The sequence below is a fragment of the Bradyrhizobium sp. USDA 3311 genome (assembly GCF_054062495.1).
Genome location: NZ_JBSSFI010000001.1, coordinates 223,997 through 240,047 on the forward strand (window position 1 = coordinate 223,997; position 16,051 = coordinate 240,047).

Here is a 16,051-nt window from a genome sequence, read left to right on the forward strand (position 1 = left end):
AGATACCGGGCAAGGAGCATGCGGGCAGCTCGCTTCTCCGAGCTAGCTATCGAAACCATAGCCCAGAGATACGGTCCGAAGTCGTGCTCGCGATCCTTCCATGACCATTGACCTCTGTTATCCGATTGGAGCGGTAACCTCGTCGGCCACTAAACAGGGCTTGCGATGCATTGCGGATTTCACCCGTATAGGACGCTGCGGAAACCTGACATCCTACCCCTTCGGAAGCAGCTACCGCGTTCTGGGTGGTCCCGTGATCGCGGACGCGGGGAGTCTGATGGACATGCTTGGGAGTTGCTCGTTTCTGCGCCCGCCTAAAGACTGAAAATAAAAATACGGTCCGTTTGGATGTTTCAAGATCAGATAAGCCGCAGCGCACCTGCCGAGCCCGCAGCGAAGGATCATCCAACTGAAGCGGATCCACTCCGCATCGCTGTTCCCCTCGCGGTCGCGACTCTTCTGCTCGCGTGACTTCCAGCGGGCCGATGCCAATCTGGATCGTTCGCGCCGGGCCCTCACAATATCGCCCGACAAGGGACGTCGATCCGGCAGCATCAAATCCGACCCTCGGCAAGAAACGTCTCAACTTCGGCCTTCGCGGGCTGCGCCAGAAGCTGCAGCGTATCAGCGCTGAGGACGTTAGTCAGTCGACCATCGATGTGCTCAAACTGACAAAGCAGCACATTGTTCTATTCCTGCCGACGTATCGATCTCTTCGAGCAGTTCAGGCAGGCTTGACACTCGCATCGATACCGCCGCCTCCCTCATTCGACAACAGCTTCCCACATAGCTTCTCGATTTGGAGCGACATGCAAAGTCTTACGATCGGGTCTACTAGTAAAGGCGTCGCTTCGGTCAGCTACTGAAGTTGGCAGTTGATCGAAACGACGCACGCATGCGAAGTATTGATTGCCGAAAATCGGCCGGTCAATCTCACACGGGGTCTGTAGCACGCAAGTTTGACTGCGCTGATAGTGCGTCGGCTGACTATACCGCCATATTCGGGAAGCGTAACCAGCCGATCACAATGAGCCATCCTGCGCCGTCACCATCGGGCAATTGTTTTTGCGGCCAGCGGAGGATCGGAAGAGAGTTTTCATGCTGGTGCAGCAGGCGGTCTCTTTTGAACCGCCGGGCGTGGCCGCCGCGGCAAGTTGCCGAAGCCTGCCGTGAGGGCGGACGAGAATGGCTATCATGCAGAAGTGAGGTATCGTGCCAAATCGTACTTGATATGACATTCGAAATGTCTGCTGGCATTTACTCACGGGTAGGAGTGATGCATGCTGATCGTAACAATATGCCGACTGGACGGAATCAATCTCAGCATCGGGCTTCCTACTCTTCATAAACCTCAAGATGCCAAGCGAGCACAACGGCATATTCGGTGGCAACAATTTGGCTTTCATCGCGGTGGCATCGGTAGTCGACATTTGACTAATCATTCCTTCCAGCGCGAGATCAGCAGGAAGCCGCTCTCATGCGCCGGCCGTCGCTAGACCATAACGGAGTTAAATGCTCATGCGACTCCGGTTTGCCGAGTGGGCCCCGCAAAGGCTTTTGAGATGGATTGATTGCCGAGGTTTGTGGGGCCGAGATGGAGTACTCAAAGTGACGGCTCCATTAGCTATCGATGAGGCCACGATGGAGCGTGGACTGTCCGTTCTGCCCGAGGCCGTCCGGCAGACGGCCAGCACGACATGCTATGCCTGATTATGCAACCGAACACCCGCTGAAGCGCCAAGATCTCGCAAAGAGAACGCTTGTTGCAACTAGCATAAGTCATGTCGTGGTTATTCTTGATACGTCCGTGGTGAATGTTGCTCTCAAAGATATATCGGCAGGACTGGACGTTGATATGGCTAGTCTTCATTGGGTCGTGAATTCCTATTTTATTGTCTTTGCCAGTTTTCTGATGTCTGGCGGCGCGTTGGGGGATGTCTTGGGTGCTCGGAGAACGTACCTGATTGGGCTCGCGGTTTTCACCGTCACATCGCTGATGTGTGGTTTGGCGAGCTCCATCCCCGTTCTGATCGTCGGACGCGCCCTGCAGGGCATCGGAGCGGCCTTCATTGTACCTTGCGCCCTATCTCTTATCACTCGCGTCAACCAGGATGATGCCAGCCGCGCACGAGCGATTGCCCTTTGGTCGAGCTGGGGCGCCGCCGCTCTGGTGCTGGGACCGCTGGTCGGCGGGCTGCTCTTGGCTGCGTTTGATTGGCGGAGCATCTTCATCATCAACGTTCCCATCGGCGTGCTAGGTCTATGGCTCGCTCTACGCGTCGAAGACGGTTTCGACGATCATCGTCGGCGCCGGAAGTTTGACTTACCCGGCCAAACGACTGCCGCGATAACCTGCATAGGATTTGTCATGGCAATCAGTGAAGCCTCCTCCGGCGGGCTAGGCAGCCGATGGTTGCTTCTTTGGATCGCAATGAGTTTTGCCGCTGGGGTTTCGTTCATCTTGATCGAACGAAACAGACGAGCCCCGATGCTGCCGCTGTCTCTGTTCTCAAGTTTCTCCTTCTCGTGTCTTTGCGTAACGGTGCTCGACTGGGGAGCCGTATTCCTCGGCACGCTATTCGCTCTGAACTTGTACTTTCTGCAGGCAATCGGCCTCACACCGCTGCAGACCGGCTTTGCGCTCCTACCACTCGCCTTGATGGTTGCCGTAGGCAACTTCGCCTCGGCCGGACTCGTACGGAAGCTCTCATCCTGGGGCCTGATCGTGCTGGGGGCAGCAATCCGCTTTGCGGGATGTGCCGGGCTAACCGTCGTCACGCCAGAGATTCCATATCCGATCACAGCGATCTTTCTGATGCTGATTGGGTTGGGAACCGGGATCGGAGCCCCAATAGCCAGCGCACTTCTGCTCTCGATGGTCGAGAAGCCGTATGCAGGCGCGATTTCTGGTCTGTCCCGCGCAATAGGGCAACTTGGCGGCGCGATTGGTGTTGCTGGTGTTGGCGGCCTACTCGCTCAGGCAGGGAATATCTCCGACGGGTTCCGCCTGTCAGCCGCTATCTCGATGATGATGACAGGAGCCCTCGTTCCGGCGCTTTGGTATTTGTGGCGTTTCAAGCAGACTCGCGCCCGAAGATAATCTTCAAACGATTATGCAACCTCTAGGGGACGCAGCATGGAAAGCTGATGCATGGGCGTTCCCACCGCCGGATAATGGCCCAGTTCAACTTTGGTCTTTTCTCAGGCTTAATCGGGACATCCTTGGGGACTCGCATTTCGGACCAGCTTGGGGCCAATTGCGAAAGGGCGCTTCGAGAGGAGCCATTGTCGCTCGGTATGATTGGGCCTGCCATCAAAGCGGGATTCATTACAGGTCCGAACTTTGTTGCAACTTTAGGAGGCGATGAGAAGACGTTGGGGCCTGGCAAGCTGCTCGTGGTGAGAGACGTAAGAAATCTGCTGATGAGTGAACGGGCAACGTGCGGTGTGCGGCCGATAAAGATGTGGTCGCCGCGACGGGGCTCGCTAGCTGGAGGAATGGGTTTGATGGAAAATCTGGCTGGGAGGCGCCCTTGCATGCAATCTGCCGCGCGGTAAGTTCGATACCTCGAAGGCCTGCTCGGCCAAAGGCCCCATGAAAGTCGAGAAACTCAGGGAGGCTTTTTGATGTTGCAGGTAAAAAAGCGATCTTGCTACTGCGATCGCAGCTTTCGGGGATCCCCGCTGAAGGCCATTGCAGACCAGCTTTGAGGTCTTGGCGGCTAAGCCCACGGAAGCAACCTATCGATGTCGCTCTTTGAATCACCGTTGGCGAGGGCATCGGTCAGGTAGGCGAGTGGATCGATGTCATTCAGCCCTTTAATTGCAGTTTGATGTCAAGTGGTCTCTCCTTTCTTGACGGCGGTAGCGCTCGACCTGTCGGAGCCCCGCCATTGCGTAGACAGGGCGAGCGCGGATGGCGACTTGATGCCAGTCCGGTTGCGGTTTGGCGTCGTTGGGCCGAATGCCATAGCTGGGGTCATGGTCCTTTCCGAGGTCGCGCAGCGCCTCATGATGATGTCCGGGGCGGACGCCTCAACGTCTGCAGCGGGGTACGGTCGAGCCGCCACCAGCCGAATGAACGAGGTCGCCACAACCACCGTCCCAGCGGGACATCGCTAGTCCGGCGAACCGGACTAGGAACTGGTAAATAGGATCAAGCTTCCTTCGCCTGCCCCCAATCGAACGATGTGCCGTCGACCCAGATACAGTGGAGGATGACGGCGATCTTGCGGGCGATGGCGACCTTTGCCTTTCTCATGCCAATTCGCTTGGCAAGCTTTGTTCCCCAAGCCTTGAGAGAAGACCATTTCTTCGTCCGATAAAGCAGCACGGTCGCCGCCTCGAAGAGGTAAGTCCGGAGTAGACGGTCGCCCCATCGGGATATCTTGCCATTGACGTCCGTTTCGCCAGACTGGCTGCGCCGCGGTGTAAGACCCAGATAGGCGCCGACGCTTGATGCCGATCGGAAGCGCGATGGATCATCGATCGTATGGCGGAACGTCAAGGCAGTCACCACGCCAACACCAGGAACCGTCATTAGGCGACGCGTCGTCTCGTCCGACTTCGCCAACTGGCGGACTTCGGTGTCGAACTTGCCTTGTTGCTTGCAGATCTGCTCATGGATCGACAGAAGCGGCGCGATCACACCTAGGAGCTGATGATCTTCGCCCAATAGCTCGCGAACCTGATTACGGAATTGCAGTCCGATCGCACGTGGAAACAGCAAGCCGTATTCTTTGATGAGACTGCGGACCTGATTCTCGATATCTCGCCGAATGACCACAAGCCGGGATCTTACCACGAGTGTCGCGCGGATCTTCTGACTTTCCTCGCTCTTGACCTTGACTTCCCGATACCAGCCAACCCGTACCAGTTCGGCCAGACCTCGAGCATCATTCTGATCGCTTTTGTTCATACGAACTGACAAAGCCGCGTGCGCATGCCGAGCGTCGATACAGACCACTGGAAGATCGACCCTACGAAGCTCGTGCCACAGCCAACTCGCCATCGCCCCGGTCTCAAAACCAATGCGCTCGGCGTCCGGAGCTCGCTTGCGAAGCAGTGCCGTGAGCGCCCCGGGGTCGGACTTGGCCTTTCCCTCGAACAAAACCTGACCTACTTCGTCGACCACACATACTGACGTTTCTTTTTGCGAGACATCCAGTCCAACATATTGCTTCATAGCCTCCTCCGATTCGTGAGATTGCGGGAAGGCTTGAAGATAGCGGACCTTCGTGCCGCGGGCGCCGACCGCAATTACGTCATCGTCTACACGTTTCGACCAGAGGCGATCATGGCCCACTGTTCGGCGCCGCCGTCGGCACCGGCAAACAGCGCGGTTTTCCGGATTAGAGCGTTAGCCGATCAGGTTGCAAGTAGCCCTGCGGCGGCGAAGTAGTTTGTGGATTCTGCGGGCGTATAGGTGTCGATGATGCGCCCGACGGCATCCCAGAGGCCACCGACGGTGCGTTCGGCGGCCTTTCGCAAATTTGCTTTGAGCTTGGCGAAGGCATTCTCGATCGGGCTGAAGTCGGGGCTGTAGGGTGGAAGGTAGAGGAGCGTCGCGCCGGCCGCCTCAATCATCTCACGTATGCGTGGCCCTTTGTGGCTGGAGAGGTTGTCCATGATGACGATGGCGTGGTCTGCAAGCTCGGAGACGAGCACCTTTTTCGACATAGGTCTCAAAGGCATCGCGGTTGATGGGACCATCGAGCACCCAGGGGGCGATGATGCCGCGTGTGGTTAGAGCGGCTACGCAGGTTCCAGTGGCCGTGAGGACGCTGGCCCGCAGGCGTTCGCCGCGTTCGCAGCGGCCATGTGTTCGCGCCATGTTGGTCGATGCCCAGGTCTCGTCGATGAAGACGAGCCGACCCCGGTCGAGCTTGCCCTGGCTCTCGGGCTAGGCCTCGCGTCGCTTCAAGACGTCCGGGCGATCCTGCTCTGTGGCCTCTTTTTTTACGGCTAATCTTCCCGCTGTGGACATGGAATAATGTGATGGATGTTCATACCGGCGACGGAGCGGACAATGGCGGCTCAAGACGATGAAGTTTCTCTAAATGCCATCCGCGCTTTTGTACGCGAAGGCAGCGTCACGCGGGCGGCCACCACTTTGGGAACAACACAGAGCTCGGGGAGCCGCTATTTGTCCGTACTGCGGGACTACCTGGGGGCCGATCTGATCGAGCGGCTGGACGACGCAACGGTTTAACCGAGTTTTTGCTCCACCACATGCGGGCGCGCAGTACGATCACATTTATCTCGCTCTCTTAATCGGTCGTCTGACCTGCTTCATCTCACCCATTTTGGCTTCCTCTCTTGCTGAGACAAGGTCTTTGCATGGGCACCACGCAGCGTCACGACCAGCGAGAGTCCGAGTGCGTGGGGCACTCTAGCGCGCTCATCGACGGCCACAAAATCGCTGCTGAGGCAGCGCGGACGCCGTCGCGGCGCATCTTTCCACCGGTGTGACGGAGCCACATCAAAGGCACTCGCGCGTGGTCTGATCGCGCCGTGAGGGGCGTGGCCACAAGCAAGATAACGTGCGTTCCGTCGCCCTGGATCTGCACCCGGTCTCATCCGCAGATCGCGGAGCTCCGGTTCAAAGGATCGGGAATGCACTTTGGACCTCAGGCGCGCGTCCCGAGCAGCTTGTGTTCCTTCGCGGCCGCACGCGCGTTGACGTCGGCCTGCGGCGCGCCCGGATCGTCGCAATGGAAGGCCATCGACCCACATCCGCATGCATGATCACGGCGAGTTTGCGCGCCACCGCCATCGTTGCCTTGCGATGGGAGGCGCGCTTGACGAGCGCCCCCTAGCTTTTGACCTTGTCCTTGTAGCGGGTCAGAAGCGCGCTGGCCGCCTCGTACAGGGCGCGGGCACATCGGCATCGTCAGCCTTGCTGATCCGGCCCTGGGCGTCGATCGAGGTGCCGGACTGCGCGCCGCGAGGTCAGGCCGAAATAGGCCGCAACATCGCGCAAGCGCCTAAATCGGGACGGATCGTCAACGGCGGTCATGAAGCTCAAGGCCACGGTCGGCCCGACGCCCGGAATCTGCAGGAAGCGCCGACACAGCTCTTGACCGGCGACCAGCTTCACCACCAGATCGTGCAGTCGTCAGTACTCCTTCCACAGCGCGGAAGCCGTACTCGGCTCGCGCGCTCAAGTGGCATGCCGTATCGGGCCTAGGCGGTGGATCGCAGTGAGCATCCCGATATCGCTCGTTCTTCGGTGCTAGCGCAGCCCACCTGAAGTGCTCTCCGGATGCCTCAATCAGTCTGCGAGAGTTCGTTGTAGCGCCTCAATTCAGGCAAGAGCACTCAACTTGAGAGACTATCTGAACAAAGCGGTCGGGAGTGATAGATCGGAACACAAACACTTTATCCTACAGCTAAGCGAGCGACATTAGAGGAAGAATTTGTTGTACAGAACAGCGATGATGCTATTTGTCGCGCCTCAGCTCATGAACTGTCATTCCTGCCGATGTCTTTGTCGAACCATGCTCGGCAGCGAAGGCGCATGAGTCGTCGCCCGAGCTTAACAAGTCGAATGGTTCGGCTGCGCAGATCGTCTGTCTTCCAGCCGCGCTCGGCGATACTATGACTTCCAAATAGACCTTGCGCGATTTGGCGATAGCTATTTCCTTGCTGCCATCCATCCACTGCGCGCAGTGCAAGGATCAGCCGACGCTGCTTCAAAGCAGGCAAAGCAAGAGGGGGCATTCCGAGCGGCCGACGCTCGAGGGCGAGGCAAAGTCGCCGCGCGGCCCCTAAGCGAAGCTCGAAATTCACGTCAAGCGGCAGATAAACGATGACAGCAGATGCACTCGCCGGATGCTCGCACAGCCAAAGGCGATGGCTCGTGCCCCCAAGCGGCACGATCGCATGCCATCCATCCGGCGCACGACGAAGCTCGCCGCCTGGCAGATTCTCGAAATCGAACTGGTAGCTTTTGGGCGCAATGTAAGTGGCCGCCCGCACAGCCAGTACGGTCGACAGCACCTCGGGTGCCCAGAAGACTCCTTGCTCGTCGAAGGTCTTTTGCGGGTCAGCAGGAAAACGAGAGCCCCCACTTGCGGCGGAAGTGGCCCGCCGCTGCGTTTGAACGTTCGCGGCGCGATAACCGCTTATAATCCTCTTGGTAGTCGCGATCCCGGCGCAGCCACTCCCATGCCAAGTCAGCAGCATCTGCCTTCTCAAGGCCGCTGTACGCTTCCTCAGATCTCCAGTCAGTATCCGGCATCGTACCTTTCCCGCACAATCTTTAGATGCAGCTAAATGCATCCGATGATTGTGGCGCTTTCCGGTTGCTTGGTTCCGTGTGCAGGCTTTGCACGCACTTAATCGATGGAATCATCAACTTTTGCGATCGCGACGCATTCCGGCGACCCTGACATCCGCGCCGATCATTGTTTTGGCCAACCGCTACGTAGCAGATCGCGATAGCCGTGGCCCGCTAGCCACTTGGCCCGAGTCAGATGACTTTCGAATGTGCGTCGCGCACGATCCGGTTCAACGATTGGGTCAAGCCCAAGCACGATTCGCGCGATCTCGCGCCAATCTGCCTTGTCAGCGTCCGCATCAAGCAGTCGCATGTAGGCAACAGCGTGCTCCCTGTCATATGAGGTGAACTCGTCGACGCTGGGCGCCGATTCCGCGACCTTCGGCTCGGCTGGCACTGCCTGAAACTCCTACCCAGCTGAAAACTCTACCGAAATCAGAGCAACGATAATTAATCTGAGGTCGTTTTGGTACCCGTCCAATGGTCGCACGCCGACCTCCTTTTCGCGCTGAGATGGCAATCGCATATCGGCTTACATTGATCGGGTGGCTCCATCCTGCGCTTTCTCTTTTTCATCGCAGTCCATACTGCAAGCGATTGCAGATGCACGTAACTGGGTTGTCCTTGCTGTTCCTGGCGGAAGGCGTGGTGGTCCGTGGTGACGGGCCCGGTCGCACTCGTGAAAGGCAACAACCAGGACCGGCCTACTGGAGAATATTCGTTTCCATTTCGCCCCACAGTTGAACATTCGTCCCATATAATCGCGATCCCGGAAAACGCCGCAGGTACCTTTGAGCGCTATTTCTTCTCTGCCGCTAATGGCAAGCTATTGCCGATGGTCAGCGAGAAGACGGGCACGCGTTAGCTGCGCCTGCATCTCACGTTGCCTGATTTCTCGAAGCAATTGGGGAGGACAGCCAAAGCTGGTGCGAGCTTATCTTAATACTCTGGCTATAACCAGTGGTTTCATAATCGTCGGAATGGCTGCGTCTGCGCATGAACGCTCGTGCGCTTGTGGCCTGGAATGTGCGCCGGATCCGCGTTGAGCGCGGCATTCCGCAAGACCAATTGGCCTATGATGCCGGGGTCGACCGCTCTTACATGGGGCGCATTGAGCAGAAGAAAGAGAATCCGACTATTGATCTCCTGGAACGCATCGCCAAGACTTTGGGTGTTCACTTGTTCGAATTATTCACACCGCCGGCTAAAGGTGCAATGCCGCCCAAGCCGATGTCCAGAGGGCGGAAGCCGGCACGGCTTGGCCGAAACAAAACGTAGTCACCAATCGAGCCGGAGCGGCCCATGTGCTTCAGGAATCTACAGCCGGGGCTTCCGATCTCCTCCTCGCGCCGATGTGGCCCGGGCAGGGTTCCGCTTAGCGGTCCCTCGGAGCGGCCCGTCGTAATGCCGGGCATCTTCGAAATGAACTTGCGCCGCTCGCCGTAAACCTACCGACGGTCGCTTGAAAGGTGTGGCGCCCATGCAGTGGCGCAATTTAGGGGCTGCTGGAAAGGCTCGACTGACGGCTTGTTTATGCGGCACGTAAGACGCAGGCACGATCGCTAGCGGGATACTTTCAGCCGACGCGGGGCGCTGTGAATCAAGGCCATCCGACGCGTCGCGAGATGGTGGCGAATATGCTCTGAATTGGATGTGAGATCGCCGGGCCTGACTATCCCGATAGGATGAAGGGGATGCTGCTCGCCGAACGGATGCATCAGATCATCAAAAATGCAGCGTCATCGGTTTGACCGGCAAGCAAAGACGATGCCTGAAGATTAGGTGTTTAGTCCCAGGCTTTGATGGTGCATTCTTATCGCACGATTCGAAGGATGCGCTATGGGACAAGTTTTACACGGCTGCGCCACCACGACGGAGGCAGTCCGTCGTGCAATACAAAATAGTCAAGAGAGCCTGAGGGCGCTCGCCAAGCGCTACGGGATCAACCAGAAGACTGTCGCGAAGTGGAAGGAGCGCGAGACTGTCGCCGATATCCCGACAGGCCCCAGGGACGCCAAGTCGACAGTGCTTTCCATCGAGGAGGAGGCGATCATCGTCGCTTTCCGGCGGCATACGCTATTGCCGCTCGACGATTGCCTCTATGCGCTCCAACCGACCATCCCGCATCTGACGCGATCATCCCTGCATCGCTGTCTCCAGCGCCACGGCATCAGCCGATTGCCGGAGGTCGAAGGCAGCAAGCCTGCGAAGAAAAAGTTCAAGGCTTACCCGATCGGCTACTTCCACATCGACATCGCCGAGCTGCAGACCGCTGAAGGCAAGCTCTACCTCTACGTCGCCATCGATCGCACCAGCAAGTTCGCCTTCGTGCAACTGGTCAGGAAGACGGGAAGGACCTCCGCCTCGGCCTTCCTCGAAGCCCTGATCGCGGCTGTCCCCTACAAGATCCACACGGTTCTCACCGACAATGGGATCCAGTTCACTTTCCCGCCGCGCTACGCGGACGGCCCGACGGCAAGATATACGACACATATGTTCGATATCCGCTGCCAAGAGAATGGCATCGAACATCGGCTGACCAAGATCAAGCATCCCTGGACCAATGGCCAGGTCGAGCGCATGAACCGCACGATCAAGGAAGCGACCGTCCAACGCTACCATTACGATCGACACGATCAGCTCGAAGCACACCTCGCCGACTTCATTAACGCCTACAACTACGCTCGACGGCTGAAGACCCTGAAGGGCCTCACGCCCTACGAATACATCTGCAAATGCTGGACTTCCCAGCCAGAACGATTCAAACTTAATCCGCTCCAGCAAATGCCGGGACTAAACACCTAATGCTGTTGGGCCCGGAAGAAGCCCAGCAGGTGGCAGCTGCGCCCGTTAGCCGGTCCTCGCGCATAAGACCGGCCGCTCCGCTCGACATTGCAGGGCCGCAACTTAGTCTTGGATCTCCAGGCGTTGACGTGATCCTGGAGGTGCCAACAATGTCAGGCCGCCTTTGCCGTCCTTGATTTTGGCCTCTTCTCGTGCGGCACGCGGGGGTCAATCGCAAGCTGGTCCATCCAGTGAGGGCTGCTGGGTTTGCTGACAGGGTACGGCTCAGTCGCGCGATTGTCCCAGATTACGACGTCGCCCGATTTCCAGTTCCAGCACAGGGTGTTCTGGGGCGCAATGAGATAGGATTGCAGCCGTTCAAACAGTCTTTGGCTGGGATAGCGCTGCAGGCCGACGAAGTTGTTCACGGAACGACCGAGCGAAAGCATGCGTTCGCCGGTCTCGGGATGAACACGAACAATGGGATGTGTCGTTTCGTAGATCGTTCCAGTGGATACGCCCCACCAAGGCCGCTTGTTGGCTTCGGTGGCCCTCTCTGTCGCAGTGAGATCAGATGCGACGAAGCTCACAGCCCAGAGGTTATCTGCGAGCATCCGCAGGGGATCGGGAAGATCAAGATAAGCGGCCGCCCTGCTCGACCAAGCAGTGTCGCCGCCAAAAGGCGGGACCGCTGCGAGCCGCAGCACCGAAATGGCTGTGGGGACCCGCTCATCGATGATCTGGTTGAGATGACTGCAGGCGCGATCAGACAGCTCCTGCCGGATCGTTAAACCGCCCATTGTGTCCGCCATTATGGGATTCGGTATCAGCGAGCCGAGCCGGAGCACAAAACGCTGCTGCTGTGCATCGTCGAGATGTCCCTGATCACGGAAGAAGATGACCTTATGCTCTAGTAGAAGCCGGTTGAACGCGACGATGACATCGTCAGGCAAATCGTCCGACAGCGCAATGTTCTTGATTTCGGCACCAAGCCGGTCCGCGTGCTTGACGATGTCTGCTCGCGGAATGGCATTTTCAACAGCCATTGTTTCACTCATGACGGCGCCTCGTTCTCTGGATGTCTAAACAAGCTCAGTGGTGGTCGCGTCTGGCGACAAACCCGGCAAAACAATCTTGATGTTACACACCCGAATTGTCTGAGCGTGGGTCACCGCGTGGCTCAATTAGGCGGCTGAATTCTGGTAAACACCGCCAGCATCTTAGAATCCGACTCCCTCAGCGTGTCGACACGGCTAGTGCCGTTCTCATCGAAGGACACTCGCATATGAGGCCACCAGATCGTTTTGCAGCCTGATCAACAGTGCAGATCATAGGCGCAATCCATGTCCAGTCCATGAAACGAAACCAGCTTTCTTTTTGAGCTCGCGCAACGTTCGCCTCGTCCCAGAACTCATGCTTGGAAAATCCTCGAACAACGACTGCGTCGTACCTCATTCACCCCGCAAGGCCTCATGCGCACGATGAAGATTAGAACTGGTTCGCGGCATGCACTCGCGAAGCGGATAGGACCCACCGCCTCGAAAATACATCCACCTCAAGATGTATACTATCATGAAAACTACTTCAACGGGATCATAATCATATTTTTGCGACTTGGAGTTGTTTAATGCCAGCTCATTTCATCAGCTGATCACTTGCTCTCATGCCCGGGACTAGCGGGAGGAGCGCAAAATAAGAAGGCTGCAACTTCTGATGCAGCTTAACAACGGACTTAATCCCTCGATTTTCGAAATTTGCACTCGGCACGAATGCAGGCGCCCCCGTGATGCCGTGTCTTTCTTTCTACCCGGAGACGATTGTCCTTACGGAGTGCATGCCATTTTGGCTTACTGGCAGTTGAGTACACACAATAGAAACAGAGCGCCGACCGGCCAGGAATTGAACTGGTCCCGGTTGTCTGAACAAAACTTCCGCGTCGATAAGTGGAGCGTCTGCCGGGGTTAGGCCGCCGCGCGGAGCGGAGGAAGATCGAAGTAGGCTTGATCCGGGGTGCGGTCGTCAAGGCTCGAATGTGGGCGACGGCGATTGTAGAAGTCGAGATACCGGCCGATCGAGTTACGGGCCTCGCTGACGTTTTCATAGGCTCGCAGATAGACCTCCTCGTATTTGACGCTGCGCCACAGCCGTTCGACGAACACGTTGTCCCGCCATGCCCCCTTGCCATCCATGCTGATGGCGATGCCGTAGCTGGCAAGCAGACTGGTGAACGCCGCGCCCGTGAACTGCGAACCCTGGTCGGTGTTGAAGATTTCCGGCCTGCCATGACGAGCGAGAGCATCCTCCAACGTCCCGACGCAGAAGGCCGCCTCCATCGTGATCGACAGCCGCCACGACAGAACACGGCGTGTCGCCCAGTCCAGCACCACGGCGAGATAAACGAAGCCGTGCGCCATTGGAATGTAGGTGATGTCCATGGCCCAGACCTGGTTCGGCCGCGTGATCTCGATGCCGCGCAGCAGATACGGATAGATCTTGTGACTGGGCGCGGGCTTGGTGGTGCGCGGGCGGCGATAGAGCGCCTCTATCCCCATCCGCCGCATGAGCGTCTTCACATGCCGGCGGCCGATCTTGCACCCCTGCAAAGCCAGCAGGCCTCGCAACATACGCGAACCGGCGAAGGGATACTCCAGATGCAGCCGATCGAGACACTGCATGATCTCGAGGTCGGCTGAAGAGACTGGACGCGGCAGATAGTACACGCTGCTGCGGCTGACCTTCAAAATCTCTGCTTGCTTGGTGATCGGTAGATCGTGTTCACAATCGATCATCGCTTTGCGCTCAGCCATCCCGCCTTGGTGAGCGCGCCTTCTAAAAAACTATGCGCGACGCTGCGCGCCCCCTGTGGGATAGAAACGGGCAACCGCTAGACTGCGGCCGGAAGGGAGCGGCCGATACGATTTTGGTGGCACGTGACCCCGTCAAAAAACCTGGTCCATGGGCTGTTGCGCACTTGAGAGTGGTGACGCCATCTCGGCGATCCCGTTTAGGAATTTGAATGAATTGCGCAGCCCAGCCCTTCCGCCGGAGTCAGGAGGAACTACAGATGAATCCCAAAAGATCGAAGTCGAAGGACGGCGGTAAGATGCCGATGGTGCACCCGAACGCGGCTGCCATCGACGTTGGCGCCACCATGCATATGGCGGCCGTTAGGGCAGATCGCGCACCGGAGCCAGTCCACAGTTTCGGTACCTTCACGGCCGATCTGCATCGGCTGGTCGACTGGTTTACGGAATGCGGCGTCGAGACCGTCGTCATGGAATCGACCAGCGTCTACTGGATTCCAATTTTCGAGCTTCTCGATGCCCGGGGATTTACGGTGTTTCTTGTCAACGCGCGGGATGCCAAGCACGTGCCGGGGCGTAAGACCGATGTCAGCGATGCGCAATGGCTGCAGCGGCTCCATTCATTCGGGTTGCTGCGGGCCAGCTTTCAGCCCAAAGGGCAGATTGCCGAGCTGCGAGCCTACGTGCGTCAGCGCGAGCGTCTGCTGGAGTACGCGGCCTCACACATCCAGCATATGCAGAAGGCCTTGACGGAGATGAATCTTCAGCTCCACCACGTCGTCGCCGACATCACCGGCGCGACCGGCCTGCGTATCATACGCGCGATCCTTGCCGGCGAGCGCGATCCCGAGGCGCTGGCGTGCTTGCGCCATTACAGTTGCCACTCCAGTGCCGAGACGATTGCGAAGGCGCTCACCGGGAGCTACCGCGCCGAGCATCTGTTTGCGCTCGAGCAGGCACTTGCGCTTTACGACACCTACCACGAGAAGGCATCTGCCTGCGACGCCCGGATCGAAGCCGTGTTGAAGGAACTGAGCAACCATCGCGGTCGTGGTCATGGACCAGCACCGCCGGCCTCGCTGCGTCGGAATCGAACCGATCAGGCGAACGCTCTAGCTTTCGACGTCCGCGAGGCGCTATTCGCGTTGCTGGGAAAAGACATCACCACGATCGACGGCCTCGGTCCTTACCTCTCGCTGAAGCTGATCGCTGAATGCGGTGACGACCTCTCCTCGTGGCCAAGTGCAAAGCATTTTACCTCCTGGCTAGGACTGGCGCCGAGCAACAAGGTCTCCGGCGGCAAAAGGCTCTCGTCCCGAACGCGCCGATCCGGCGGCCGGGCGGCGGCGCTTCTGCGCCTTGCTGCCGTCACCGTCGGACGCACCAATACTGCGCTCGGCGCCTTTTACAGGCGACTTTCATCGCGCATCGGTAAGGCCAAGGCAGTGACCGCCACGGCCCGCAAGATCGCAGTTCTGTTCTACAATGCTGTGCGATACGGAATGGACTATGTCGATCCCGGGGCCTCGTCCTACGAGACGCGCTACCGGACGCGAGTGGTCAACAATTTGCATCGGCGTGCCAAGGCATTCGGCTTCGTTCTCCAGCCCTTGGAGCCGAACGTCGGCGATGCTGTTTCTTAGGAATCGTTCTCCAGCGTCAGCTCTCCGATCTTGGCGTGCAGCGACTTCACATCGACCGCGGGCGTGGCCGGTGTCCCGCCTCCCGGTCCGAAAATATCGGAGGCGCCGCCCTCAAGCTGGGATTTCCAGGCCGTAATCTGATTGGGATGAACGTCGAAATGCTCCGCCAACTGGGCTATCGTGCGATCGCCCTTGACGGCGGCCAGCGCCACCTTCGCCTTGAAGGCCGGTGAGTGGTTCCGGCGCGGTCGTCTGCTCATGGTTTCTCCTGTTCACGGCGATTATCGCCGCTGTCAGGCAGAAATTCCACTTATCGTCCTGTCCAAATTTGTGGAGCCGGCTCTAATATCGCTCCCCTGAGACAACAAGGGTCTTTGCGCTCTCAAACTGCAAGCCGCAAGTTCGGGCTTGCTATTTTTGCGTCACGAGCGACACGACACTGAACGCCACACCGGATTTCAGATCATAAGTCCGGATTTATCTTCCTCATGATCGCGCTCCATTACTCACCTCTACGATTGTAAAGCACGTAAATGATT

The 16,051-nt window shown here is 58.0% G+C and carries 11 protein-coding genes and 4 pseudogenes; 6 read left to right on the top strand and 9 right to left on the bottom strand.

Going from position 1 to position 16,051, the window contains the following annotated elements; translation table 11 throughout:
* Positions 1–485: 485 nt before the first annotated feature.
* Both ACVWW6_RS01090 and ACVWW6_RS01095 read left to right on the top strand, forming a co-directional pair.
* Positions 486–866 carry a hypothetical protein gene (locus tag ACVWW6_RS01090; RefSeq protein WP_456679948.1) on the top strand — a complete coding sequence of 127 codons (381 nt, stop codon included), beginning with the start codon at positions 486–488 and terminating at the stop codon, positions 864–866.
* Positions 867–1,702: 836 nt separating this feature from the next.
* Positions 1,703–3,100 (top strand): MFS transporter, encoded by a 1,398-nt coding sequence (locus tag ACVWW6_RS01095; protein WP_456679949.1) that lies wholly within the window; start codon positions 1,703–1,705, stop codon positions 3,098–3,100.
* Positions 3,101–4,156: 1,056 nt separating this feature from the next.
* Here the strand turns inward: ACVWW6_RS01095 and ACVWW6_RS01100 are convergent.
* Positions 4,157–5,185, bottom strand: a complete 1,029-nt coding sequence (locus ACVWW6_RS01100) for an IS110 family RNA-guided transposase (RefSeq protein ID WP_456679950.1) — start codon at positions 5,183–5,185, stop codon at positions 4,157–4,159.
* Between the two features lie 182 nt (positions 5,186–5,367).
* Positions 5,368–5,950, bottom strand: a pseudogene (locus ACVWW6_RS01105) (IS630 family transposase); the annotation flags it as partial.
* A gap of 78 nt (positions 5,951–6,028) precedes the next feature.
* Here ACVWW6_RS01105 and ACVWW6_RS01110 point away from each other — a divergent pair.
* Complete coding sequence (locus tag ACVWW6_RS01110) at positions 6,029–6,211, top strand: helix-turn-helix domain-containing protein (protein WP_456679951.1); 183 nt, start codon at positions 6,029–6,031, stop codon at positions 6,209–6,211.
* 418 nt (positions 6,212–6,629) lie between these two features.
* Here ACVWW6_RS01110 and ACVWW6_RS01115 read toward each other — a convergent pair.
* The 4 genes and pseudogenes from ACVWW6_RS01115 to ACVWW6_RS01130 form a co-directional block, all read right to left on the bottom strand.
* Positions 6,630–7,141: pseudogene (locus ACVWW6_RS01115) on the bottom strand (transposase); the annotation flags it as partial.
* A 320-nt stretch (positions 7,142–7,461) separates the two neighbouring features.
* On the bottom strand, positions 7,462–8,001 hold the full coding sequence (locus ACVWW6_RS01120) for a DUF2285 domain-containing protein (protein WP_456679952.1): 540 nt from the start codon (positions 7,999–8,001) through the stop codon (positions 7,462–7,464).
* Between the two features lie 46 nt (positions 8,002–8,047).
* Positions 8,048–8,242, bottom strand: a complete 195-nt coding sequence (locus ACVWW6_RS01125; protein ID WP_456679953.1) for a transcriptional regulator domain-containing protein — start codon at positions 8,240–8,242, stop codon at positions 8,048–8,050.
* 163 nt (positions 8,243–8,405) lie between these two features.
* On the bottom strand, positions 8,406–8,678 hold the full coding sequence (locus ACVWW6_RS01130) for a DNA -binding domain-containing protein (RefSeq protein WP_456679954.1): 273 nt from the start codon (positions 8,676–8,678) through the stop codon (positions 8,406–8,408).
* Positions 8,679–9,277: 599 nt separating this feature from the next.
* Between ACVWW6_RS01130 and ACVWW6_RS01135 the strand changes: the two genes are divergently transcribed.
* Positions 9,278–9,559, top strand: a complete 282-nt coding sequence (locus ACVWW6_RS01135) for a helix-turn-helix transcriptional regulator (protein ID WP_456679955.1) — start codon at positions 9,278–9,280, stop codon at positions 9,557–9,559.
* A 561-nt stretch (positions 9,560–10,120) separates the two neighbouring features.
* The gene (locus tag ACVWW6_RS01140; protein ID WP_456679956.1) at positions 10,121–11,086 is read left to right on the top strand and encodes an IS481 family transposase; all 966 of its coding nucleotides are present in this window, start codon (positions 10,121–10,123) and stop codon (positions 11,084–11,086) included.
* Positions 11,087–11,238: 152 nt separating this feature from the next.
* Here the strand turns inward: ACVWW6_RS01140 and ACVWW6_RS01145 are convergent, their stop codons facing one another.
* Complete coding sequence (locus ACVWW6_RS01145) at positions 11,239–12,123, bottom strand: TauD/TfdA dioxygenase family protein (RefSeq protein ID WP_456679957.1); 885 nt, start codon at positions 12,121–12,123, stop codon at positions 11,239–11,241.
* Positions 12,124–13,026: 903 nt separating this feature from the next.
* Positions 13,027–13,902 (bottom strand): annotated as a pseudogene (locus ACVWW6_RS01150) (IS3 family transposase); the annotation flags it as partial.
* Positions 13,903–14,129: 227 nt separating this feature from the next.
* Here ACVWW6_RS01150 and ACVWW6_RS01155 point away from each other — a divergent pair.
* Positions 14,130–15,512, top strand: a complete 1,383-nt coding sequence (locus ACVWW6_RS01155) for an IS110 family RNA-guided transposase (protein ID WP_161533276.1) — start codon at positions 14,130–14,132, stop codon at positions 15,510–15,512.
* 2 nt (positions 15,513–15,514) lie between these two features.
* On the opposite strand, the pseudogene ACVWW6_RS01160 reads toward ACVWW6_RS01155, so the two are convergent.
* Positions 15,515–15,772, bottom strand: a pseudogene (locus ACVWW6_RS01160) (transposase); the annotation flags it as partial.
* Positions 15,773–16,051: the final 279 nt, after the last annotated feature.

Coding starts and splice junctions, on each gene's coding strand:
- ACVWW6_RS01095 (WP_456679949.1), top strand. CDS start 1,703: ATGCCTGATTATGCAACCGAACACCCGCTGAAGCGCCAAGATCTCGCA.
- ACVWW6_RS01135 (WP_456679955.1), top strand. CDS start 9,278: ATGAACGCTCGTGCGCTTGTGGCCTGGAATGTGCGCCGGATCCGCGTT.
- ACVWW6_RS01155 (WP_161533276.1), top strand. CDS start 14,130: ATGAATCCCAAAAGATCGAAGTCGAAGGACGGCGGTAAGATGCCGATG.
- ACVWW6_RS01125 (WP_456679953.1), bottom strand. CDS start 8,242: ATGCCGGATACTGACTGGAGATCTGAGGAAGCGTACAGCGGCCTTGAG.
- ACVWW6_RS01145 (WP_456679957.1), bottom strand. CDS start 12,123: ATGAGTGAAACAATGGCTGTTGAAAATGCCATTCCGCGAGCAGACATC.
- ACVWW6_RS01100 (WP_456679950.1), bottom strand. CDS start 5,185: ATGAAGCAATATGTTGGACTGGATGTCTCGCAAAAAGAAACGTCAGTA.
- ACVWW6_RS01090 (WP_456679948.1), top strand. CDS start 486: ATGCCAATCTGGATCGTTCGCGCCGGGCCCTCACAATATCGCCCGACA.
- ACVWW6_RS01110 (WP_456679951.1), top strand. CDS start 6,029: ATGGCGGCTCAAGACGATGAAGTTTCTCTAAATGCCATCCGCGCTTTT.
- ACVWW6_RS01140 (WP_456679956.1), top strand. CDS start 10,121: ATGGGACAAGTTTTACACGGCTGCGCCACCACGACGGAGGCAGTCCGT.